At 48.9% G+C, this 21828-nt stretch carries 20 protein-coding genes and 1 riboswitch; of the genes, 10 read left to right on the forward strand and 10 right to left on the reverse strand.

Annotation, left to right across the window (positions count from 1 at the left end):
• Positions 1–3: 3 nt before the first annotated feature.
• Complete coding sequence (locus tag EZJ49_RS08455) at positions 4–1167, reverse strand: hypothetical protein (RefSeq protein ID WP_262551581.1); 1164 nt, start codon at positions 1165–1167, stop codon at positions 4–6.
• A 79-nt stretch (positions 1168–1246) separates the two neighbouring features.
• Between EZJ49_RS08455 and EZJ49_RS08460 the strand changes: the two genes are divergently transcribed.
• From EZJ49_RS08460 to folE, 3 genes are all read left to right on the forward strand, one after another.
• The gene (locus EZJ49_RS08460) at positions 1247–1696 is read left to right on the forward strand and encodes a hypothetical protein (RefSeq protein ID WP_262551582.1); all 450 of its coding nucleotides are present in this window, start codon (positions 1247–1249) and stop codon (positions 1694–1696) included.
• A gap of 91 nt (positions 1697–1787) precedes the next feature.
• Positions 1788–2018: a PilZ domain-containing protein gene (locus EZJ49_RS08465; RefSeq protein WP_410468734.1), complete on the forward strand. Its 231-nt coding sequence runs from the start codon at positions 1788–1790 to the stop codon at positions 2016–2018.
• Positions 2019–2080: 62 nt separating this feature from the next.
• Positions 2081–2803, forward strand: a complete 723-nt coding sequence (gene folE, locus EZJ49_RS08470) for a GTP cyclohydrolase I FolE (RefSeq protein WP_262551583.1) — start codon at positions 2081–2083, stop codon at positions 2801–2803.
• A gap of 35 nt (positions 2804–2838) precedes the next feature.
• On the opposite strand, the gene pepN is transcribed toward folE, so the two are convergent.
• Positions 2839–5460: an aminopeptidase N gene (pepN, locus tag EZJ49_RS08475; RefSeq protein ID WP_262551585.1), complete on the reverse strand. Its 2622-nt coding sequence runs from the start codon at positions 5458–5460 to the stop codon at positions 2839–2841.
• 26 nt (positions 5461–5486) lie between these two features.
• On the opposite strand from pepN, the gene EZJ49_RS08480 reads away from it, so the two are divergent.
• Positions 5487–5843 (forward strand): VOC family protein, encoded by a 357-nt coding sequence (locus tag EZJ49_RS08480; protein WP_041577782.1) that lies wholly within the window; start codon positions 5487–5489, stop codon positions 5841–5843.
• Positions 5844–5917: 74 nt separating this feature from the next.
• On the opposite strand, the gene EZJ49_RS08485 is transcribed toward EZJ49_RS08480, so the two are convergent.
• The 3 genes from EZJ49_RS08485 to ahpC all read right to left on the reverse strand — a co-directional run bounded on the left by EZJ49_RS08485 (position 5918) and on the right by ahpC (position 10328).
• A complete protein-coding gene (locus tag EZJ49_RS08485) occupies positions 5918–7897 on the reverse strand; it encodes an alpha/beta hydrolase family protein (RefSeq protein WP_262551586.1) in 1980 nt (659 codons plus the stop codon).
• A gap of 154 nt (positions 7898–8051) precedes the next feature.
• On the reverse strand, positions 8052–9614 hold the full coding sequence (gene ahpF, locus EZJ49_RS08490) for an alkyl hydroperoxide reductase subunit F (RefSeq protein WP_262551587.1): 1563 nt from the start codon (positions 9612–9614) through the stop codon (positions 8052–8054).
• Positions 9615–9761: 147 nt separating this feature from the next.
• Positions 9762–10328: an alkyl hydroperoxide reductase subunit C gene (gene ahpC / locus EZJ49_RS08495; protein ID WP_262551588.1), complete on the reverse strand. Its 567-nt coding sequence runs from the start codon at positions 10326–10328 to the stop codon at positions 9762–9764.
• 191 nt (positions 10329–10519) lie between these two features.
• Here ahpC and EZJ49_RS08500 point away from each other — a divergent pair, with 191 nt between their 5' ends.
• The 4 genes from EZJ49_RS08500 to EZJ49_RS08515 all read left to right on the forward strand — a co-directional run bounded on the left by EZJ49_RS08500 (position 10520) and on the right by EZJ49_RS08515 (position 13342).
• Complete coding sequence (locus EZJ49_RS08500; protein WP_262551589.1) at positions 10520–11479, forward strand: LysR substrate-binding domain-containing protein; 960 nt, start codon at positions 10520–10522, stop codon at positions 11477–11479.
• Between the two features lie 124 nt (positions 11480–11603).
• Complete coding sequence (locus tag EZJ49_RS08505; RefSeq protein WP_262551591.1) at positions 11604–11984, forward strand: group III truncated hemoglobin; 381 nt, start codon at positions 11604–11606, stop codon at positions 11982–11984.
• A gap of 133 nt (positions 11985–12117) precedes the next feature.
• Entirely contained in the window at positions 12118–12693 is a 576-nt protein-coding gene (locus tag EZJ49_RS08510) for an alpha/beta hydrolase (protein ID WP_262551594.1), read from the forward strand.
• Positions 12694–12850: 157 nt separating this feature from the next.
• The gene (locus EZJ49_RS08515; RefSeq protein WP_262551595.1) at positions 12851–13342 is read left to right on the forward strand and encodes a hypothetical protein; all 492 of its coding nucleotides are present in this window, start codon (positions 12851–12853) and stop codon (positions 13340–13342) included.
• Between the two features lie 116 nt (positions 13343–13458).
• On the opposite strand, the gene EZJ49_RS08520 is transcribed toward EZJ49_RS08515, so the two are convergent.
• Positions 13459–14625 carry a bifunctional 2-methylcitrate synthase/citrate synthase gene (locus tag EZJ49_RS08520; protein WP_262551597.1) on the reverse strand — a complete coding sequence of 389 codons (1167 nt, stop codon included), beginning with the start codon at positions 14623–14625 and terminating at the stop codon, positions 13459–13461.
• 176 nt (positions 14626–14801) lie between these two features.
• On the opposite strand from EZJ49_RS08520, the gene EZJ49_RS08525 reads away from it, so the two are divergent.
• A complete protein-coding gene (locus tag EZJ49_RS08525; protein WP_262551598.1) occupies positions 14802–15170 on the forward strand; it encodes a DUF1304 domain-containing protein in 369 nt (122 codons plus the stop codon).
• On the opposite strand, the gene EZJ49_RS08530 is transcribed toward EZJ49_RS08525, so the two are convergent.
• The 3 genes from EZJ49_RS08530 to EZJ49_RS08540 form a co-directional block, all read right to left on the reverse strand.
• Positions 15167–16816 (reverse strand): hypothetical protein, encoded by a 1650-nt coding sequence (locus tag EZJ49_RS08530; RefSeq protein WP_262551599.1) that lies wholly within the window; start codon positions 16814–16816, stop codon positions 15167–15169. The genes EZJ49_RS08525 and EZJ49_RS08530 overlap by 4 nt on opposite strands.
• Before the next feature lie 77 nt (positions 16817–16893).
• Positions 16894–18033, reverse strand: a complete 1140-nt coding sequence (locus EZJ49_RS08535) for a metallophosphoesterase family protein (protein ID WP_262551601.1) — start codon at positions 18031–18033, stop codon at positions 16894–16896.
• Positions 18034–18263: 230 nt separating this feature from the next.
• Positions 18264–19283: a lipoate--protein ligase gene (locus EZJ49_RS08540; protein WP_262551603.1), complete on the reverse strand. Its 1020-nt coding sequence runs from the start codon at positions 19281–19283 to the stop codon at positions 18264–18266.
• Between the two features lie 164 nt (positions 19284–19447).
• A riboswitch (guanidine-III (ykkC-III) riboswitch) is annotated at positions 19448–19519 on the forward strand.
• Positions 19520–19542: 23 nt separating this feature from the next.
• Here EZJ49_RS08540 and sugE point away from each other — a divergent pair.
• Entirely contained in the window at positions 19543–19878 is a 336-nt protein-coding gene (gene sugE, locus EZJ49_RS08545) for a quaternary ammonium compound efflux SMR transporter SugE (RefSeq protein ID WP_262551606.1), read from the forward strand.
• A gap of 38 nt (positions 19879–19916) precedes the next feature.
• On the opposite strand, the gene EZJ49_RS08550 is transcribed toward sugE, so the two are convergent.
• Positions 19917–21731 carry a methyl-accepting chemotaxis protein gene (locus EZJ49_RS08550; RefSeq protein ID WP_262551608.1) on the reverse strand — a complete coding sequence of 605 codons (1815 nt, stop codon included), beginning with the start codon at positions 21729–21731 and terminating at the stop codon, positions 19917–19919.
• Between the last annotated feature and the right edge of the window lie 97 nt (positions 21732–21828).

Below are 21828 nucleotides of genomic sequence, written 5' to 3' on the forward strand. Positions count from 1 at the left end.
CTCCTAGTAAGAAACGTGCACTTGGCCTTGCAGGGACCATTGATCCTCAGCACCGCCGGAAGCCTGATAAGTTTTGTTGTTCACGCCCATCACTCGCAATTCGGTACGGGGCAGGGGGAACATCAGGGCCCCGATCGCCCACTTCATGCTTTCGTCGGAGGATTCTGTGATGGTTCTTTTGGAATGTTCGATAACGGAAAGCAGATTGTATCCGCGTTCCAGATTCACCAGGGTTTGCACCAGAGCATAAGTTCCCAGTTCAGGATCAGTGACACCGATTTGTGGTGTGCGCTCTTTCAAACCGATTTCCGCCATGATGGCGGAGCCTTTGGACAGGCCCATGCGCGTGGTGAATGCTGCAAGCTTCCACTTTTCCAGGTCACTTTCAGACATCAGGAAGGAGCCGCCAATTTTGAATTTTTCAAAGACCTGATATTCACCCGCGATGGAATAGCCTTTTTGTTTTTCGTTGTCCTCTTGAGCGGCATTTCCAAAGAAGGCATTCAGGGCAATGTCCCAGTCAGGATAAGTGAAGTGGGCAATGGCGCCCTGAGACTGGTCAAACTGTCCCAGTGTGATGACTTTACGATTCACCGCCGAGTGATCGACGTTGCGGATGCCGAAAGCCTTGTCCATCTGGCCCACATAGATCCACAGGTTGTTGCTTTGCTTCCAGCGCAGATAGTATTCACGCATAAACCAGGTGTTGGTTTTTCCGTAGTACGCTTCCTGACCTGTGTATCCAATCGTGGTGATCAGGGCATAGGTCTGCTTTTTATCCAGGAAGAAGTTCATGTTGATATCATTCTGCATGTTGTAGAACTTCTCGATCGTGGCTTTGGAGCCCGGAGAGGTCTTTAGCCACAGACCACGATATTTTAAACCTGGACGAACCCACCATGGAAGTTGTTTGGTTCCCAAGAATCCGGACATCATCGAGATTTCTTCATCTTCCATTTTTTTAGGGAACACGGCGCGGGAGGTGATTTCACCGGCAAACAGGGCGCGACCGTAGTCATTCAGCGCGCCGCCACCCAGACCATTGTAATGGCAGGTGATGCAGGAGGAGTAAGAGTAGCCAATAAAGTCAGGGTAGGCCTCAGCCGTTTCGGTTTGAAGAATCGCCGCAAAGATGAAAACTGCCAGAAGATATTTAATGTGTCTCACAATGAGAAATTCTAAGTGACGAGACAAGATAATCAATAAAAATCTATATCTGGCACGCATACTGGCCGATAAGTTTCCCATGGAAGTAAAAACCACCACTCTAGAACGTCCCAGGACTGTTGAAATGGCCGCAGCGGTGCTGATTCTCACTCCCTTGCTGGATGTGATGATGATGCAGCGATCAGGCGTTTCCATCCTGACTTGGCTTAGTTGGATCTTCGTGTTCGGCGCTGGCGTGACGCTGATGATTCGTCATAAATCCTCATGGATCATCGGCATTGTCTTGTGTGCGGCATTTGTTGTGGACACCTCATATCATTTGGTCCAGGAGCTGAACGCCGTTGATCCCATTGTCAGTTCTGCGCGACTGCTGGATTGTCTGATCGTTGTGTTTATTGTCGTCACTGTGTTTTCGTTTTTCCGTTATCCGTATCTGGATCGTCGTCAAAACTGGTTTGCGCCGACAGGTGACCGCTTATTGTCCCGGAAGTCACAGGTTCCATCGTGCAAGTGTCACCCAAGACCGTGATCCGCGTGGATCCGGATGTGACCCTTAACAGCTATAACTATCGGACTTCTTCGGATGGTATCAACTGGACGGGAAAACTGAAGCTCAAACTGTGGATTTGTCATATACCGGGGCTCGCATCGCGGTGCCAGAGGGGACGGGCTCTTACGCAAAAGGGCAGGCCGTTTCCATTCAGCTTTCTGAAATCAATGATATTCAGTGCGAGGGCAGGGTGATTGACATGCAGGGCGGTATTCTGCGTGTTCACTTCGCAGGACTGAATTCCAGTGAAAAAGAGCTGCTTCGTCAGTGGCTTTCCAGCCAAAATCTGCAAAAAACATAGAATCCTCTTTCGTCTCTGTCATTTTTAGGGCATAAGTGGGCTTTTCCAACAAGGTGGATCGCATGGCGAAAACAACAAAGAAAACATCCAAGCACACATCTAAAAAAGCAGCCAGGAACAAAGAGGAATCTTTGTCTGTTGACGTTGCGCCAACCGTAAAACAAATCCTTGAAAATGTCCGTCCGACACCAATGGTGCATAACGGTCTGACCAACGAGGAAAAAATCGAACGTATCACCGAAAAATTCACGGACATCATGCAGACCCTGGGATTGGATTTGGATGACGATTCCTTGCGCGAAACGCCTCGTCGTGTGGCCAAGATGTATGTGAATGAAGTCTTTGGTGGTCTGGATCCGAAAAAATTCCCGAAGATGACAGTGATCGAAAATAAAATGAGCTACGATCAAATGATCGTGGTGCAAAATATCGGTTGTCTGTCTTTCTGCGAACACCACTTCCTGCCAATTGATGGTTTTGCGACAGTGGCGTACATTCCCAACCAAAAGGTCATCGGGCTTTCCAAGATCAATCGTATTGTGCAGTATTTCTCACGACGCCCTCAGGTGCAGGAGCGTCTGACCAAGCAGATCGCGGATTGTTTGCAGTACATTCTGGGCACTGAACACGTGGCTGTTCACATCAATGCCAAACACTACTGTGTGATGATGAGAGGTATTGAAGACACCTCCAGCACCACCAGTACCAGTGACCTCAGAGGTCACTTCAAGAGCCGCATGGAAACCCGCGAAGAGTTCCTCGAGCACTGCCGAACGAAATATTAAAAAAAAGGGAGGCTTGAGACCTCCCTTTTTTGTTTTTATGACAGGGCAGACTGCAGTAGCTCGCGGGAGTTTTTGGACAAAGACTCCACAGCGACCATGCGTTTGATTTGGGTCAGGGCCTTTTCCTTCATGGCTGGTTCCAGCTTTTGCACAAAATTGAAAGCAGCGCACAGACGGGCGGCCACTTGCGGGTTCTTGGTGTCGATCTCAAGGATCTTGTCAGCATAGAACTCGTAAGCGTTGGTGTTCGGATCATTGAAGCGCACCAGATTTGCACCAAAGGCGCGAAGCAATGAATAGACATTGTTCGGGTTGGTGATGTTAAATGCCGGATGCTTCGTCAAAGCTTTGACGTCTTCCAGAACCTGTTTGCGATTTGTTGTCGCCTGTGCCGTGAACCACTTGTTCAGAACCACAGAATCATTCTTCCAGTCTTCATAGAAGTTCTGCAAAGCTTTTTCACGGTGAGCAGATTCTGAATCCGCCAGAATCATCATGGCAGTCATACGATCTGTCATGTTTTGCGCTTCCCAATATTGCTTGTTCACGATTTCCATGATTTCCGGATCGTGCAGTTCCGCCAGATAAGTCAAAGCCTGATTTTTCAAAGAGCGATGACCAAAGACTTTGGTGTCACGGCTTTTGGGCTCTACATTGTGGAACTTGCGATAGATGTTCAGCAAAGCACCACGATTTTCTTTGGCAATGGCCTGACGTAAAGCTGTGCGCGCCTGATAGAAGGCCTCTGCATCCAGAACGGCTTCTTCCTGTGCCAAAACGGCGTAACTTGGCAGTTGTAGCATTTTAGCCTTGAAAGACGGGTCCATGGATTCGTCAGCGATAATGGCGCTCACTGCTTTAACAAAGCGCGGGTCCACATTCAATGCTTGCTTGTTACGAGCCTGATCAATCAGCTTGTGCAGCAGACGCAGGGAGATCTTTTGTGCCATCTCACGACGGTTGAAAGAATCCGTGTCTTTTTCCATCAGGAAGTACAGGTCTTCTTCCGAAGCTTCCCACTTCAAATTGATAGGTGCAGAGAACTCACGTAGGATTGAAAGAACCGGGCGGTCTTTCAGGCCTGTGAAGGTGTAAACTTCTTTTTGCTCTTTTAGCTCAATCAGGTTTTTGCCGTCACTGTTCACTGTGATTTTGTCACAATTCAGTTTTAAATCGCTTCCGGATTTGTCCAGAAGACCCATCATCAATGGAATATGGAACGGTTCTTTGTGCGGCTGGCCCGGAGTCGCGGGGCAGCTTTGTTCCAATGTGACCGTCAGTTCACCTTTGGCGGCATCGAAGTTTTCCTGAATTGTCACCACCGGAGTTCCGGCCTGATGATACCAGCGGCGGAACTGTGTGAAGTCCTTGCCATTCGGAGTGGCAATCGCAGAGGCAAAGTCCTCGGTTGTCACAGCCTGACCATCATGGCGACGGAAGTATTCATCCATGCCTTTGCGGAAGCCTTTACGACCCACGATTTTTTGCATCATGCGAATCACTTCAGAGCCTTTTTCGTAAATGGTCATGGTGAAGAAGTTATCCACCGCCATGCACGACTCTGGACGAACCGGGTGCGCGTTGGGGCCGGCGTCTTCAGCAAACTGGCCTGCGCGCAAAGCATCCACATCCTCGATACGCTGAACACCACGATCTGTCATGTCAGCAGAAAACTCCTGATCGCGGAAGACGGTCAGACCCTCTTTCAAAGAAAGCTGGAACCAGTCACGCAAAGTCACACGATTGCCTGTCCAGTTGTGGAAGTATTCGTGTGCTACGACGGATTCGATACTGTGGAAGTCCACGTCTGTGGCCGAATTGGAATCCGCCAGCACCAGACGGGAATTGAAGATGTTCAGGCCTTTGTTTTCCATCGCGCCCGCATTGAAATCATCAATTGCCACGATCATGTAGTCGTTCAGGTCATATTCCAGACCGAAGACCTCTTCGTCCCATTTCATGGATTTTTTCAGGGAATCCATCGCATGCCAGCAGCGCTCTTGTTTGCCGTGGGCTGCATACACTTCCAGATTCACCTTGCGACCGTTCACAGTGGTGAAGGTGTCGCGAATCACACCCAAGTCACCGGCAACCAGTGCGAACAGGTAGCACGGTTTCTTGTGCGGATCTTTCCAGAAGGCTTTATGGCGGCCATTGCCCAGGTCCTCGATTTTGATGCGATCCCCATTGGACAGCAGCACCGGATATTTTTGTTTGTCCGCTTCGATGGTCACGGAATAAGAGGTCATCACATCCGGACGGTCAAAGAAGAAAGTGATCTTGCGGAAGCCCTGGGCTTCACACTGTGTGCAGAAGATCCCGTTGGATTTGTAAAGACCTTCCAGCGAGGTGTTGTTCTGCGGTTGCAGTTCTGTTTCGATTTCCAAAGTGAAGCTGTCGGGAACTGATGGAACAATCAGCTCTTCAGCTGTGATCTGGTATTGGTCGGCACTCAGGGGCTTGTCGTTGATTTTGATGCTGACCAGCTTCAATTCCTCGCCGTTCAGGTGAAGGGCGGCACCGGCTTCAGTTCTGCGAACCTGGCTTTTTGCGACAACTCGACAAAAGTCTTCATTCAGATTGAAGTCGAGGTTTACGGAATCCACCGTGAACGCTGGCTCTTTATAGTCTTTCAGGTAAATTTTCTCTTGTTTCATAAGGCCTCGATTCGGATAATGGGCAGATGAGTTTACTTTTCACTTCTATCACAATAAACACCACGCAGCTACAGGGCATGTTGGGTTTTTATCGAATTATCGGCTTTCAATTTACAGCGTCAAAAGTTGATAAGGGGAGTGAAGTCCACAGAGCCGTTCATAACGGTGTCGAGTTCTCTTTGTACAATATCCAGAATCCGCAGAGGTCTCAGATTCCGAGCCTGCAATTGGGCTTTAAGATCACTGATCTGGAAAAAACGGTGCAGGAACTTGTCAAAGTCCCGGGGGCTATGTGCATTTTAGACCCTACGGATATGCCTGATGGCAAAAAAGCCATCGTCTTGGACCCTGACGGCCATTCCATCGAACTTTGCGAACTATAAAAAAAGCCCCGGTTGTCTAATCTGTCCCAGAAACGGGGTACAGATCAGTCCGGGGCTTTTTTCTTTTATGTCCTCTACTGAGGCGTTGTGATGAATTGCGCCGAAGAAGCCTTCACATGAGCCTCGATCGGCTCCAAGCGCCCCTTCAAATACTTTTGCAGGAACTCTTCGGTGATGGCATTCGCCCCCATATTGTTGGCGGCTTTGGCAAAACCGTGGCCCTCGTCCGGGAACAGCACATATTCCACCGGGATCTTTTTTGCCATCATGGCGTTGTAAATCTGATCGGCCTCGGCTTTCTTCACGCGAGGATCATTGGCTCCTTGCAGAATCAGCAGCGGCTTTTTAATTTTATCCGCATAAGTCAGCGGAGAACGCTCTTTCAAAAGCTTTTTGCCTTCTTTGGTGGTTGGATCACCCACGCGTTTGTACAGGTTTGCGCGGAAGCTTTCCCAGTAAGGAGGAACCGTATTAAGCAAGGTTTCCAGATTGGACGGGCCGACGATGTCCACAGCTGCCGCAAAAGTGTCCGGAGTGAAAGTCACCCCCGCCAGCGCCGCATAGCCGCCATAAGATCCACCCATGATGACCACTTGCTCGGGATCAGCATAACCGTTTTTAACAGCCCAGTTAACCGCATCAATCAGGTCGTCGTGCATTTTGCGACCCCATTGTTTGTCTCCGGCATTCAAAAACTTTTTCCCAAATCCGGTGGAGGCTCTGAAGTTCACACTAAGGACATTGTAGCCCCGGTCCGCCAGCCATTGATGGTAGGGATTATAGCCGTAGTCATCACGTCCCCAAGGGCCACCGTGAACAAATAGCACCAAAGACTTGCCAGCGGGCTTTCGGGCTTGAGTCAGATAGGAAACCAGCTGGAAGCCATCGCGGGATGGAATTTCCACAGCCTCCATCGGGTTCAGGCGGTCGGCGTAAGGAATCATGTCTTGCGTATGATACAGAGGAGCACTGAGTGTCTTGGTTTTGACATCATAGAAATAAAACGCCACAGGTTTATCCGTGGAATCCGCAAACAACACCCACTGGTTTCCATCCAGACTCATGGAGGTCACAGAGACTTCCGTGTTCAGTTTTTTCTCGATATCTTCAAAGTGAGTCTGGAAATCCTTGTCAAAGAACTGGATGTCGCGTTTCAAATAATAGGAAGATGCCCACAAAAGCTTTCCGGTTTGGGGATGCATTTGCAGGTTTTGAATATCCGAGCGTTCATCTGAAGCCAGCGCTTTGGTTTTGTCGGTTTTCAGATCCCATTCAACCAGTGCAGCCTTGTCGCGTTTACGACTGTCCACCAGATAAACCTTGCTGCCATCGTGAGAAACGTCCACCGCTGAAGAGGTCAGGCTGTCTTCAAATGGAATCACGCTCTTTTTGGTGAATTTTTTGTTTTTATCATTCCACAGATAAAGGGTGGAAGAACCGTCCTTGTTGGATTTGCTGGCCAGAACGGGATGATAGTTTTTATCAAACAGAATGCCGGCGAAGTTTTCGGTGTTCGTGAACAGAGCCGTGGTCGCTTTGGTTGTTAGATTCAGGATTTTGTAGTCAAAGAACTTTGGATCGCGTTCATTGGAAATAATCACCACTTCATTGGGGCGAAGATGGCTGATCTCTGCGATCTGTGAGGTGGTTTTGCCGGGTTTGGTGATTTCTGTGGTTTCGCCCGTGGCAACATTCAGGGTGTAAAGACCGTAGTTTTCATCACCCGCGGTGTCCTGACTGAAGATCAAAGTGCCCGGGGTATAAGTCCAGTTGTAGCGGAAAATACCGCGCTTGCTGTCGTGGGTGACTGGCTTTGCCGTTTCTGGCTTGCCAAAGTCCTGAACCCAGATGTTCAAAACACCTTTGTGTTCAGAAAGATAAGCCACATATTTTCCATCCGGGCTGATTCTGATTCCCGTAATATCCGGATTGCCGAAAAGAACTTCACGCGGAATATATTCGGAATTCACGGTTTCTTTTTTATTTAAAGATTGGCAGGCACTCATGGAGAAAACCAGAGCGGCCATCAGAGGCACTTTCAATACTGTCGTCATTAAATGGACTCCTGTTTTGGTGACTTTATCGTAGGTTAGCCACCATTGGAGTCAAGAGAAGGAAATGGTACGGACTTACTTTTGGTGGCTCGCATGCGTTAGACGCAGTGATGCTACCAAAAGTAAGTCCGTACCTTTTTTCATACCTTTTTTGTTAAGAATGGTACATGCGGTCTTCAAAGGCGGCCAGAGCGGCTTTGGCTCCTTCGCCCATGGCAATGACGATCTGCTTGTAAGGCGTCGTGGTGACGTCACCAGCGGCATAGATGCCTTTGGCAGAGGTACGGCCTTTTTCATCCACCACGATTTCGCCGAACTTGGTCAGCTCGACCGTGTCTTTCAGGAACTGGCTGTTTGGGACCAGGCCGATCTGCACGAAGATGCCATCCAAATCCATTTTTTCTGTCTTGTTCAGGCCACGATCCAAATACTGAATCTGCTGAACTTTTTGGCCGTCACCAATCACTTTTTCAGTTTTGGCATTGGTGATGATCGAAGCATTCGGCAGGGATTTTAGTTTATCCACCAAAATCTTGTCGGCTTTCAACTGGTCATTATATTCAAAGACCACCACTTCACGAACGATGCCAGCCAGATCAATCGCCGCTTCCACGCCCGAATTGCCGCCACCGATCACCGCAACTTTTTTATCCTTGTAGAAAGGACCGTCACAGTGAGGGCAGTACGCCACGCCACGACCCAGATATTCTTTTTCTCCGTCCACACCCAGTTCACGCCATTTGGCGCCGGTTGTGACGATGACAGAATCCGCGGTCATGTGTTCGCCGCTTTCCAGTTCAATCGTTTTGCTTTTTCCCTCGGTCAGGATTTTTTTAACACGGCGGTTTTCAAAAACTTTGATCGGGTAGCTGGCTACGTGCTGATTTAATTGCGCCGCCAGTTGCGGGCCTTCCGTATAAGTCACAGAAATCAGATTTTCGATTCCTTTGGTTTCCTGCACCTGACCGCCGATTTTTTCAGTGATCATCGCAGTGCTAAGACCTTTGCGAACAGTGTAGATCGCCGCAGATGCACCCGCAGGGCCGCCGCCGATAACCAAAACGTCAAAATGGCCCAGATTGGCGTTCACGGGCTCTGCCGGTGCGGTAGAATCATCGACACCGAAAGTGGATTCCAATTTCGCCATCAGATCCATCAATTGAATACGGCCCGAGTGGAACATCTTGGCGTTCGCCACCAGACTTGGCACCCCTTGGATGCCCAGTTTTTGAACGTCGTCCTGAACGTAACCACCGTCGATGATTTCGTGCTTGATGCTTCCGTGAGCCAGCGCAATCTGATTGATCGCCTGAACCACGTCCGGACAGTTTTCACACGTCAAAGAAATGTAGGACTGAATGGTGATGTTCTTTTTCAGGCGTTTTGCCCTGGCTGCGATAACGCTGTCCAAAGGCTTGCCTTTGCCGTCTGTGTTCAGAATTGCCAGAATCAAAGTTGTGAATTCGTGACCACCGGGAATGCCCTTAAAGGAAATACCCGTCGGTTTGCCTTTGTGCTCGATGTGGAACAAAGGAGCCGGGGAGGTCGTGTCGCCTTTGCGAACCACAATCTTATTCGATGTGCCTGCAACGTCTTCCAGCATTTCCACAAGTTCTTTATTGTCTTCGTGGGAGCTGTTTGCGTAAACAAGTTCGACGGTGTTTTCGAGAGCGGCAAAAACAGATTGAAGCTGCTCTTTAAGACCCTGATCTAACATTTTGGCCTCCATTTTTACGGGGGAAATTACCTGAAAAGCGCAACTGACTGGCATTTGCGCCTTTCAGCTAATTTCTGTGGTGCGGAGTTTTTTTGACTCCGTGGGCTTGTCCCCGCTTTTGCGGGGACTCGCTTTAAGAATCAAATCTTAGATTTTACCTACCAGATCCAGGCCTGGTTTTAGTGTGGATTTGCCTGGAGTCCATTTTGCTGGGCAGACTTCGCCTGGGTTTGCAGCGATGTATTGAGCTGCTTGAGTTTTACGGAACAATTCATCAGCGTTACGGCCGATACCGTTGTCCTGAACTTCTGCAAGTACGATTTTACCAGCAGGGTTCACTAGGAAAGTACCGCGGTAAGCAAGACCTTCTTCTTCAATGTGCACGCCGAAAGCGCGAGTCAATTGGAAGGTAGGGTCAGCAAGCATTGGGTACTTGATTTTTTTGATTGTTTCAGAAGCATCATGCCATGCTTTGTGTGTGAAGTGAGTGTCAGTGGAAACACCGTAAACTTCCACGCCCAATTTTTGGAATTCAGCGTATTTGTCAGCCATATCACCCAATTCAGTAGGGCATACGAATGTGAAATCCGCAGGGTAGAAGAAGAAGATGGACCATTTACCTTTAAGATCGTTGTGAGTCACAGTCTTAAAGTCGTTGTTGTGATAAGCTTGAACTTTAAATTCCGGCACTTGCGTGTTGATCAGAGTTTGCATTTATTCTCCTTAGAATAAAGTGGTTTGTATTGGGGCCAATGGCCAAATTAGGGGTCCACCAGCGTTGTTAATTGCCAGCAGACATCTTTCGTCTTTGAGACTACGGGATCAACCACTTTTAAGGAAATCAATTAAAAGTATCTATTGATAGATTTTGTCTATTGCGACATAATGGGTCCGGGGAGGCTTGTATGGGCCCTAAAGTGAACTTTTCTCTGACGCAGCTGGAATACGTGATGGCGGTCCATAAGCACGGACATTTTGCCAAGGCGGCTCAGGCCTGCTTCGTGACTCAACCCACGCTTAGCATGCAGATACAGAAGCTGGAAGATGATCTGGGGATCGTGATCTTTGATCGTTCCAAGAAACCCATTCTTTTGACCCAAATGGGGAAGAAACTGATTTCTCAAATGCAGACGGTCCTGTTTGAGGCCAAGAAAATTGGCAGCATTATTCAGCAGGAAACCAAAGGCGCGAAACAAGGATCTTTGTCCATTGGTGTCATCCCGACAGTGGCGCCGTATCTGCTGCCTCGACTTTTGCCGATGTGCGAAGAGCTTTTCCCCGAGGTCGAACTGAATATCAAGGAGCTGCAAACAGAACAGATTCTGAAAGCTTTGGACGATGATGAAATCGACGTGGGAATTTTGGCCACCCCCACACAGGTTGCCAAGATGTTTGAATATCCTTTGTACTATGAGCCGTTCTACGTGCTGTGTGAAAAAGATCATGAATATGCCCATCTGAAAAAGATTAAATATCAGAACTTGAGCATGGAGGACATCTGGCTGCTGGAAGAGGGGCATTGTCTGCGCAATCAGGTTCTGGATTTGTGCTCGGTGAAAAAAAACAAAGGGGCGGGGCGACGCTATAAGTTTGAAAGCGGCAGTCTGGAAACTTTAAAAAATCTGGTGGATCTGTATGGCGGTTACACTTTGCTGCCGCATCTGGCGACGGAACAAATCGGGGATCGCAGTCAGATCGTGCAGTTTGAACGTCCCATTCCCGCCCGCGAAATAGGGTTGGTCTATCGTCGCGAACACTATAAAAGCGAACTGATCGAGGCCTTAGGAGAGGCTATTTTAAAATCCATTCCAGAGGAACTTCGTCGCATTCGCCCTAAAGATCTGGATGTTCTGCCAATTACTTAGGAGATGTCGAGAGGATATCACCCCGGGGTTTATTTTCGGGGTGGTATAGAATCCCGGAGGGCGTGAAGCAGACCGAGGATCATAAAAGCTTGTGGTAAACCCCTGGGTGTGAGAAAGAACAGACATGGAAAAGAAACGCAAGCCCCTTGAAACCCGCGAAGATATCCAAATTTTGGTGGATGGATTTTATGCCAAGGTTCGTGCCGACGGTTATATCGGACCGATTTTTACGGATGTGGCCAAGGTGGACTGGGACGAGCATCTGCCGAAATTATATAACTTCTGGGCAGATCTTCTTTTGGGCGAAGACTCTTATCGTGGAAGACCATTTCCTCCGCACATGAAATTGAATTTGCAGCCGGGGCATTTTGAACAGTGGCTGCGTTTGTTTGTCGCAACTGTCGATGAACATTTCGTGGGACTTAAAGCTGACGAAGCCAAGCACAGGGCTTATCGCATCGCTCGTAATTTTATGATCAATTTAAATCTTATCAGTCTGGATTAAAAATCTTCGACCAAACGCTGGTGTGAAATCACAAGGCCCCGTGTTCGGGCCCTGTATTGCAGCAGCCCTGTGCCTGACATTTAGAGGAAGAGGACCGACGGTGTTTTAATGGAAAAAGCCGCGGAGGTTCTGTATGAAACTCACAGTCAACTTTGCATCGCAAGGGCGCCTTTTGGAAGGAACACTTTATATTCCTGACACAACTGACGAGATCATGGCGGGTTGCCTTTTTGAAGGGGCGATGACCGGAGCCACCGCTCAGGTGGTTGATTATCTTGCCCGGGAAGTCAGTCATCAGGGCTTTGTCACCCTGATTATGGATCACAACTATTTTGGCGATGATGAAACCGCACCGCAGCCGTGGGAGTCGCCATTTAAAAGACTGCAGGACATCCTGGCAGCTCTACATTTTCTTGAGGATTATGGCGAGGTCGATAAAAATCGCATTTTCGCTGTGGGTGTCAGTGTCGGGGGCGAATTTCTGGCGGAAGCCAGTCGTCGCACGGATATTTTAAAAGGCCTGATCTTTGTTGAAAGCCCCACGGATGATACGCGCAATCGAGTCGCCCGTCTGGATATTCCCAGCATTGTTGTGGATGAGGCCCATCTGGAAACTGCCGTGGACGAAATTGTTTTGTGGGCACGCACACTCTTCAACACACGTCGTGAAGAGCATGGTCCGGTGGATTGGAATCTGACCGATGAATAGCTCAACCAATTTTGTCTCAAAATCATCCACGGCACGGGCTTTGTATTGATCCTTAGGTATGACAAGCAAAACGACTCTCTTAGGCAGAATACTGGCAGCTTTCTTTGTAGCACTGACTATTTTCCATGGTCAGTCCTCATTAGCTTCATTTGATCGGATGAATCTCAGACTGAGACAGCCGACAAAGGGCGCCGCTGTTCAAAGAATGGCGCAGGAAAAGAAGCAACATCAGGCTGTGCGACTGGGCTTGAAAAGAGCCAATACGTCGGCAGAAAGCCTGGATCATCAGATCACACGCTATTTGGAAGTGTCCTCGATGGGGCGCTTGCAGCGCTGGCAGAAGGGCATTGATCTGGATCTGGTCAAGGTGGAATATTCCCAGCGTGTTCTGGGACATTTGCGTTCCATGACTCATCTGATGAAGATGCGTCGCTCTTTCGGAAATAAATTTTCAAAGCTATATGAATTCGACTTCCAGAATCTGATGCGCAAAAGCGATTACGTTCTGGCGGTGAACACCACGCGCACGGCTTTGGAATATGCCTCGGCTCAGAATGGCGAGCTGGCCATTCAAGCGGAAAAAGTGCTGGCCGAATACAATCAGGAGCGTCTGAACTTTGACGCCAAAATGATCGCCTTCAACAACTAAAAAGGTACCTCTGGTGTACCCTCCGCAGGAGGGCCCACCCCAGTTTTTCCGAAGCGACGCATAAAAAAAGGGAGCCTTATGGCTCCCATTTTTTGTTTTCAATTTTTCAGTGAAAACTATTTGCGCTCAGAGATTGGAGTTACTTTGCGCTGTTCTGCACCCACGTACTCGGAAAGAGGACGGATGATACGGTTGTCAGCAGTTTGTTCCATGATGTGAGCAGACCAGCCCGTGGTACGAGCCATCACGAAGATCGGTGTGAAGAAGTCGATCTCAAAGCCCATCATGTAGTAAGCAGGACCCGCTGGGAAATCCAGGTTCGGGTAGATCTTTTTCTTATCAACCATGACTTTTTCCAAAGCCGTGTACATCTGCATCCATTTTTGTTCGCCAGTCACGTCAGCCATAACTTGAGCGTACTTTTTCATGGTTGGAACGCGGGAATCGCCAGAGCGGTAAACGCGGTGACCGAAGCCCATAACTTTTTTCTTTTGAGCCAATGCATCCAGCATCCACTGTTCTGCTTTCGCAGGATCAGCGATTTCCTTCATCATGTGCATAACCATTTCGTTCGCACCACCGTGCAAAGGACCTTTCAGGGCACCGATACCTGCAACAGTTGCAGAATAGATGTCAGACTGAGTGGAAGTCACAACACGTGCAGTGAACGTGGAAGCATTGAAGCTATGTTCAGCGTAAAGGATCAAAGAAACGTCGAAAGCTTTAACAACTTCTTTTTGTGGAACTTTACCGAAGCACATGTGGAAGAAGTTTTCCGCGATGGACAGATCAGATTTCGGTGGAATGAAATCCAGACCTTTTTTGAAGCGGTAGTCCGCTGCCACCATTGTAGGGATTTTCGCAAGCAGGTTCATGGCTTTGTCCATGTTTGTTGCAGGCGTTGCATCCCAGATACGTGCATCTTCCGCGCCCAGGAAGGAAACAGCCGTGCGGATGGAATCCATTGGGTGACATTTTTGTGGAAGTGCTTTGATCACATTCAACAAAGTTGTGGAGATTTCACGGTAGCTGCGCTCTTTCTTAGTGAAATCTGCAAGCTGAGCTGCATTTGGCAATTCGCCATTGTACATCAGGAAAGCCACTTCTTCGAAAGAGCAGTTTTCTGCCAGATCCTGAACCGGGTAACCACGGTAGATCAAAGAGTTGGTGTGAGGGTTTACTTTGGATACAGAAGACGTATCCATAACAACGCCATCAAGACCCTTTTTAACGTTCATTTTCTCTGGTTCTGGAACATAATCTGGATTGATATACTCAGCCATTTTTCCTCCGGCGAAATCACTGCGTGATGTCCTTGAAAGACTCATCGCGTTACATTGCTAATGATTAACGACCAAAACTAGCGCGGCGGCCGAAAGCGGTCAAGAGTTGTGCTGGGACTCTACTTTGCGCAGCGGCGGGATTGACGGACCGGGGGTGGTCTCCGCAAACTGGGACTATGGAAATATCATTCGCACTCGTTCCGGCACTTATTCACGTCTATATTTTTGTTTTAGAAAGTCTGCTTTGGGGACGAAAGCGCACCAATAAGACTTTCGGCATCAGTGAGGCGGACGCAAAGGTCACGAAAGGCATGGCGTTTAACCAGGGGTTTTACAATCTGTTTTTGGCGGTGGCGATTTTGCTCGGCCTGCATTTGCGAACAGGTGAGGTCACGCGCACTGCCGGAACAACGCTGGTTCTGTACGGATTGGTGTCTATTTTAGCAGCAGGATTGGTCTTGTTGCTGTCGTCGCCAAAACTTTGGCGGGCAGCGATGGTGCAGATTGCACCCGCAGCCATCGCCATTGTTTCGTTGTTGCTTTAGAACTGCCCTTCACACACGCCCGGAGTCGTCGTCAGGATGGGTTTTGGATTTGCTGAAAAATAACTTTTCATATCCAAATCCAGGTGCAGGTTTCCTTTTTTGCAGTTGTTGTAAAGCGCGCGGTATAAACTGAGCAAATTATTTTTGAAGATCGTATATTCTGCAGCCGTGAATTGCACAGAGTTGCGGAAGTAAGTTTCCATCGCTGCCTGGGATTCAGGGGGGCCGAACACCTGATTGTGCAGTTGCACGACGCCTTTGTAAACTAAGGGGCTGAAGTGGCGCACCACCATCGTGGCATTCAGAAACAAATCCGCATTGTTTTTCCAGCTGTCGTAAGCAGAAGAAGGCTTTTTAACATCAGCGATCAGATGATATTTCTTAGCTGTGTTCATATCAAAGCCGCCATCGTTGTCCTTCAAAAGCATCACTTTCAAAGAAGCACCGGTTTGCTTGATCGCGTTGAGCAGTTCAACTTCCGCCGGAGTCAGTGTGCCCGGAGCTTTCGCTAGAATTTCGCGGTACTTTTTATCAGAAATATCATCCACTTTTCCCTGCGCGGTCAGGAAGAACTGACGGCGTTTGTAGTGAATGTTTCCAATACGGTCCGCCTGATCCAGCAGGAAGTCCATCACCAGCATGTCCGAAGAATCCTGCATGCCCAGCATTTTCTGACCGGCCTTGGCCAGCTCCGTGCTGCCAAGAATTTGCGAAATCGGGCGAGGGTCTTTTAAGATCGGCCAGAACACGCTGCTATTGCGGAATTGATCAATGCGGGTTTTATCCTGTTTCAAACCAAAAGCTTCGGCATACAGTTCTTCATTACCCGGATTTTCCGCCAGCACGCCAAAGACCTGACGCTTGTCTTCGCTCAGGATGCGCGTTGACCAGTAAGCGGTGCTATTGGCAGAAACACCTCGGCGCTTTCCATCCTTGTAGAAAGAAGCCGGCACAATGCCCAGACCATGCGGTGGCTTGGTATAGACGTCTGGCAGCTGTGTTACATTGCCATGCTTGGCACGAACCAGATGACCGATAAGATCATACCAGTATTGGTTCAAATAACTGTTACCCATTTGCAGGCCCAGATAACGTCCGGCCAGAGCGTGATCCAGCACGGTATCCAAATCCACAGTGCGCAAAACACTGGGGGGAACATCCACGGATTTAAAAAGCTGAGTCAGGCGGGAATATCCCAAAATACTTCCCACGGAAACTCCCGGAGCTGCAAACTTGAACTTGGCCTCTTTGTCCGGATAGCCCACGCGGGCTTTCATTTTCTTTTTCTCTGAACGGGTCAAAGGGCAGATGGTTTTTTGGAATTGTGCCTCTGTCATTCCGGCCGGGACCTCGTAGTATTCCACTGCGACCGAGGTGCTGTTTACTTTCGGGCAGCCATAGAAAGTTTTCAGCTTGGGGTGATCGCCATAGGAAGCGTACAGATTCATCGCGCACAGGATGTCTTCATCTTTGTTGATCTTGTTTTCCATGCCGGGGAATCTTTGCAGCAGATAACATCTTTCGCGCAGGGCTTTGCCGGGTACTTCGATGTTGTAGGTTTTGACTGCGTGTTTTTCAAATTGCGGGTCCAGATAGCTGTAGGCATTGGAACTTAGAAGAACAAAGGACATAAGTGAAGCAAACATGGGAAAGTCTCCGTATTATGGGGACGGAGACTATTTCCCGGTATGTTTAAAACCAAGTTACTTTATTGCAAGGTTTTTCAGCGAACGTACTTCACACCATTCTTGGAATCCAAGGTCAAAGAAGCGGGCAGAGAGCTTAGACTTTGCAACGTGCCGGAGGAGTTGTAGTAACGGATGCTAAGCTGATTCGTTTCAGAAAAGACAAGTTCCACATAACCTTGCGGAGTTCTAATACTAGTTCCGACCAGATAGCGCGGCGAGCTTCCCGCACATGGCATGGAAACCACCTGAAGTTTTTTCCCGTCAGGGTAAGTGTAGTGTCCGGAATAGAATCCGTGAGAATGTCCGAAGATCACCAGATCCACATTGTTACCAAGCAGAATGGATTCCAGCGTGAAAGAGCCCGCTGTGCGGCGTTCCCCGGTCAGCACACCATTTTCATATACAGTCGAGCTGTTGGCCTTGCTGCTAACAATTGAGTAAAGCGGGATGTGCCCATAGACCACGCGGGCCCGAGCTCCTTGAGCACGGGCGGAAGACAGTTGTTCCTTCAACCAGTTCAACTGTGCCGTGCGATTGGAAAGCTTGGAATAGTTCGCATCATCCAAAGAGACAAAGAAGACGTCCTCTTTGATAAAGGAATAATAAAACGGGAAGTTGTCGTCATCGACGTATTCGACGTTGGGTTTGTTATCGCCCCAGAAGCTGTCATAGATTTTTCGTTCCTGACTGTAGTAGGCGTCGTGATTGCCCGGGGTCGGCAAAAATGGCAGACCTGCCGTGCGCATCAGGGACAGAACTTTTTTCGAGAACGAGTTCCACATGCTCACATAGGTGCTGTCGGACAACGTCTTCTTTTCGCCATCGATATAGTCACCGACACCGAGAATTGCAGCGGGCTGGCGCGCAATCATGGACTTCACAATTGAAATCGTGCTGCTGGCATAGGTTCCGCTGGTGTCGATGTTCATATCCGCAAAGGCATGGATCTTTAAAGACTTCGCGCTGTCCTCGATGCTGCCACCTTGTTCTGGTGGAGTTGTCGGCGAGGTGGGCGATGACGGATCTTCACTGCCAGGATCGGTGAAAGAGTTTTCTGAATCTGTGCCCGGTGCTTCGGTCAGAATTTCAGAGGATTGGGGCATGCACGCAGCTAAGGTAAAAACGAGAAAAAAGGCCGCAAGAATTTGCAAGGAGGCGGTGGCTTTTGTTTTCATACAGTGTGTATCGTAACAAAGGTCGAAAACATTAAGCTAAAATAATGAATAAGGCGTGGATGTAAAATGGACTCAGGTCTAAGTCACATTTACTGCTGGAGCTTTAGACAGTTTCTGAAGAATAAAAAACGGAAAGCAGAGAGTTGTAATAAACCCGATCAAGGGCAGGATCCTGACAGGAAAAACATGAGTCCGTCAGGATCTGTTTGTTTAGAATGACTTTTCGAGATTTAGATCTCGATGTTTTTGCAAAGCCAGTCGCGCAGTTCGCTCAATCCCGCATTTAAATCCGGATGCGCGTTGATAACAGCGGACATCTCTGTGCGAACAGTTTCGCCTTTATAAGGCTTGTTGCGCAAAGCTTCGGTCAGTTCGTCAATCACACCGGGATACAGGCAGTCGGTATAGAATTTCAAATCCTTGATTTGTCCGTCTTCCACTTTGAAGTGAACATCAAAGAAACCCAGGGAAAGATAATCGTCCATCTTGTGGTTGAATTCCAGAGTGTTTCCGTACAGCCATTCCCAGGAACTCAGTTGGTCGTATTGACTTTTCAGTTCTGGAATCTGCTGCAAGCTTTTCATGGTCAAAGATTCGATCTCGGCTTTGGCGCCATAGAAGTCCTCAAACGCCTTGATCATAGGTCCAACCAGAAGGTCATGGTTGATGCTTGCTGAAACTTCATTCAAGTTCGCCACGCGCGCACGCACGGATTCCTTGCCCTTGGCCTGAAGCTTCTTCGGGTTCGGAGTCAGATAGTTCCCCAGACGGGTCAGATCTGTGTGCATCAAAAGGGTTCCGTGATGGAAGGCACGGTCTTTCTTTTCACGGTATGCACTGCCACTGAATTTGCGGGGCCCGTCTTCGAACGGGATTAGCAGATCATTGCGCCCGGACGCTTCGCCTTGAATGCCGAAGTTTTTAAGGGCATTGAAGATCACCTGAACATTGTTTTCGCGCTTATAGGATTCTTTCGGTGACAGGAAGGTGAAGTTGGTGTTTCCCAGATCGTGGAAAACCGCACCGCCCCCGGTGGTTCTGCGCGCCAGATGAACTTTATCTTCTTTCATTTTCGCCAGATTGCATTCCGACCACGGGTTTTGATTGCGCCCGATAACGACGGTTTCTTCATTGCGCCACAAGAACAGGATCTGCTGAGATGGATCAAGGTTATGGAAGATCCATTCTTCGGTGGCAAGATTCAAGTGCGGATTCAAACTGTCAGAAAGAAATACTTTAAGCTTTTGCATGGGCCCAACCTAGTCCGCCCTCAACAAAGGGTCAAGAAAGAGTATAAGGCATCAGTGTCGGCTTTGGGGCAAAGGAGCTGATCTCTGGACTTTGTAAACCAAATGAGAGGGAAAGAATAAAAGGCGTTCTTTACTTTTTCCTGATTTTACGCTTAAATGGGGCGGTATTTCAGTTTTCTGCGACTGATGTGCCCGGACGATGTGCGACGTACCCGGTCAGGACAAGACGACGCTTTTTTCTAACGAAAGGAGTGTTGGTATGTCTAACACAGTAGCATGGATCATTCTGGCAATCGCAGGTCTTCTTGAAGTCGGTTGGGCCATCGGCCTTAAATACACCGAAGGTTTTTCAAAACTCACACCCAGTCTTTTAACCTTGGCGGCTTTGGCGGGCAGTATGTTTTTACTGGCACGCGCAGCAACAGTTTTACCTATCGGCACCGCTTATGGAGTGTGGGTGGGGATCGGGGCCTTGGGTGCCGCAGTGCTGGGGATTTTCCTGTTCAATGAAGCGGCGACTCCGGCAAGACTGTTCTTCCTGGGGCTGTTGCTGGTTTCAATCATCGGTTTAAAGGTCACCGCTGGCGGGCATTAGAATTTTTAAGGCGGGCGCGCAGAAGGCCCGCCCTTTTTTTAGTTCCCGTGAACCACAGAATTCATCTCCGTCACGACATTCTTCATCACGTGAGCCTGATTTAAAATCTCCTGAACCGTGGCGGAAATTTCCTCTGCCGAAGCGGCATTGGTCTGAATGGCCTGATCCAAGGCATTCATGGCTTTGCTGATCTGCTGGATGCCGGTGGACTGCTCATCACTGGCCGAGGAAATCTCGACGTTCAGATGGCTGACCTTGCGGACGGAATCCACAATTTCTTTTAAGTTGGAATTAGAGCTTTCCGCTTTCTGACTGCCGCGCTGGACTTTTTCAATGGAATCATTGATCAGACCATTGATGTCCTTGGCGGCAGAGGCGGATCTTTGCGCCAGAGTTCTGACGGCCTCTGCCACGACGGCAAAACCTTTTCCGTGCTCTCCGGCGCGGGCGGCTTCGACGGAAGCATTCAGGGCCAGCAGATTGGTCTGGAAGGCCAGATCATCAATCACACTGTTGATCTCAGCAATTTTTTTGGAAGATCCGGAAATTTCGTCCATGGCTCCGACCAGCGCGCTCATTTCTGTGTTGCCACGCTCGGCACTGTGATTGGAATCCGAAGACAGACGGGCGGCTTCCTTGGCGTTGCCAGCGTTCAGTTGCACCATGGATGTCAGCTCTTCAAGGCTGGCGACAGTTTCTTCAATGGACGCTGCGGATTCAGTGGCAGACTGGGCCAGATTTTGTCCCGCACGACTAAGCTGATCAATTGCCGCCGTGACGACATTTTCCGCCTGATCCAGACTGGTGGTCAAAGTCGTGAAGCGTTTGGAAATACGGCGTGAAATCACGAATACCGCCACACCCATCACCAGCAGACAAATCAAAAACACCACCAGCTGACTCCATAGTAAAGAGTAAGCGCTGGCCAGAACGGTTTTTATCGGCGTGGAAATAAGAACTCCCCAAAAAGTTTTTGAATAGGGGATCGAGACGGGCACGAGCAGATTTAAAACCTCTTCGCCGGATTGCGTGTCGGTTCCGGACTTTAGCAGCAAGCGCCCCTCTTTCAGGGCTTGTTTGAATTCCTCATTGGCAAAAGGCAGGGTGACGGGTTTGCCGACAAGGTTTGCTTGCGGATTGGTGACATAGTTGAACTGGTCTGAAACCAAAAATCCGACAGAGGTTTCATAGGGTTTGACGGTCGCGATTTGTTTTTCCAGTTGGGAAAGCAGCAGATCAATACCCACCACGCCCATCATTTTGCCGCCCTCGTACAGCGGAGCCGCGGCGGAGGTCATCAAAAGATTCTGCCCGTTGACTTCGTCATAGTAGGGCTCGGTTAAAATACGGTGCCCGGCTTTTTTCGGGGCCAGATAAAATTCTCCGTCGTAGTTGATGTCATTTTCCCATGCCAGAGCACCATTTTCCCCGGCGCGATTCCAGTAAGGGCCAAAGCCGCCGACTTTTTCATAACCGGGCTGCCCCAGATAGTGTGCATCCTGTCCGTCAAAGGCATTGGGTTCAAAGGTCGCCCACACACCAAACACTGAAGGAGCCTGTTCCAGCATGGTTTTTAAAACGGCATTCACTTCAGAACGCTGTTTGCTGCTTTGTTTGCGCAGAGTCTCCAGATAGGCTTCCACCTGTTGCGCCACCATCAGGCTGGTATCCAAATCCGCTTTGAAGGCGTTGGCAAAAGCCTCGGCCGATTTTGTGACTTTGAATTCAGCATCGGACTGTGCTGTTTGAAAACTTCGCGAGGCCGAGAAGTAAGTCAAAAGTCCCAGAGCGATGACAGTGATGGTTAAAATAGGCAGGGCGATTTTGGTCTGTAGTGAGAACTCTTTCTTCATTGAATCATCTTAGAAGAGTTTAAGAGGTCTGACTGCGTGGAAAAAACAATTAAGACTCAGGTCGGAATTTGCGTCTTAATCTTGCGGGGGAAGATGT

The sequence above is a fragment of the Bdellovibrio bacteriovorus genome (assembly GCF_025558485.1).
GTDB classification, from domain to species: Bacteria; Bdellovibrionota; Bdellovibrionia; order Bdellovibrionales; family Bdellovibrionaceae; genus Bdellovibrio; species Bdellovibrio bacteriovorus_G.

Excerpts from the sequence above, each read along its gene's own strand:
- EZJ49_RS08460 (WP_262551582.1), top strand. The coding sequence starts at position 1,247 with ATGGAAGTAAAAACCACCACTCTAGAACGTCCCAGGACTGTTGAAATG.
- folE (WP_262551583.1), top strand. The coding sequence starts at position 2,081 with ATGGCGAAAACAACAAAGAAAACATCCAAGCACACATCTAAAAAAGCA.
- pepN (WP_262551585.1), bottom strand. The coding sequence starts at position 5,460 with ATGAAACAAGAGAAAATTTACCTGAAAGACTATAAAGAGCCAGCGTTC.
- EZJ49_RS08480 (WP_041577782.1), top strand. The coding sequence starts at position 5,487 with ATGAGTTTACTTTTCACTTCTATCACAATAAACACCACGCAGCTACAG.
- EZJ49_RS08485 (WP_262551586.1), bottom strand. The coding sequence starts at position 7,897 with ATGACGACAGTATTGAAAGTGCCTCTGATGGCCGCTCTGGTTTTCTCC.
- ahpF (WP_262551587.1), bottom strand. The coding sequence starts at position 9,614 with ATGTTAGATCAGGGTCTTAAAGAGCAGCTTCAATCTGTTTTTGCCGCT.
- ahpC (WP_262551588.1), bottom strand. The coding sequence starts at position 10,328 with ATGCAAACTCTGATCAACACGCAAGTGCCGGAATTTAAAGTTCAAGCT.
- EZJ49_RS08500 (WP_262551589.1), top strand. The coding sequence starts at position 10,520 with ATGGGCCCTAAAGTGAACTTTTCTCTGACGCAGCTGGAATACGTGATG.
- EZJ49_RS08505 (WP_262551591.1), top strand. The coding sequence starts at position 11,604 with ATGGAAAAGAAACGCAAGCCCCTTGAAACCCGCGAAGATATCCAAATT.
- EZJ49_RS08510 (WP_262551594.1), top strand. The coding sequence starts at position 12,118 with ATGAAACTCACAGTCAACTTTGCATCGCAAGGGCGCCTTTTGGAAGGA.
- EZJ49_RS08515 (WP_262551595.1), top strand. The coding sequence starts at position 12,851 with ATGAATCTCAGACTGAGACAGCCGACAAAGGGCGCCGCTGTTCAAAGA.
- EZJ49_RS08520 (WP_262551597.1), bottom strand. The coding sequence starts at position 14,625 with ATGGCTGAGTATATCAATCCAGATTATGTTCCAGAACCAGAGAAAATG.
- EZJ49_RS08525 (WP_262551598.1), top strand. The coding sequence starts at position 14,802 with ATGGAAATATCATTCGCACTCGTTCCGGCACTTATTCACGTCTATATT.
- EZJ49_RS08530 (WP_262551599.1), bottom strand. The coding sequence starts at position 16,816 with ATGTTTGCTTCACTTATGTCCTTTGTTCTTCTAAGTTCCAATGCCTAC.
- EZJ49_RS08535 (WP_262551601.1), bottom strand. The coding sequence starts at position 18,033 with ATGAAAACAAAAGCCACCGCCTCCTTGCAAATTCTTGCGGCCTTTTTT.
- EZJ49_RS08540 (WP_262551603.1), bottom strand. The coding sequence starts at position 19,283 with ATGCAAAAGCTTAAAGTATTTCTTTCTGACAGTTTGAATCCGCACTTG.
- sugE (WP_262551606.1), top strand. The coding sequence starts at position 19,543 with ATGTCTAACACAGTAGCATGGATCATTCTGGCAATCGCAGGTCTTCTT.
- EZJ49_RS08550 (WP_262551608.1), bottom strand. The coding sequence starts at position 21,731 with ATGAAGAAAGAGTTCTCACTACAGACCAAAATCGCCCTGCCTATTTTA.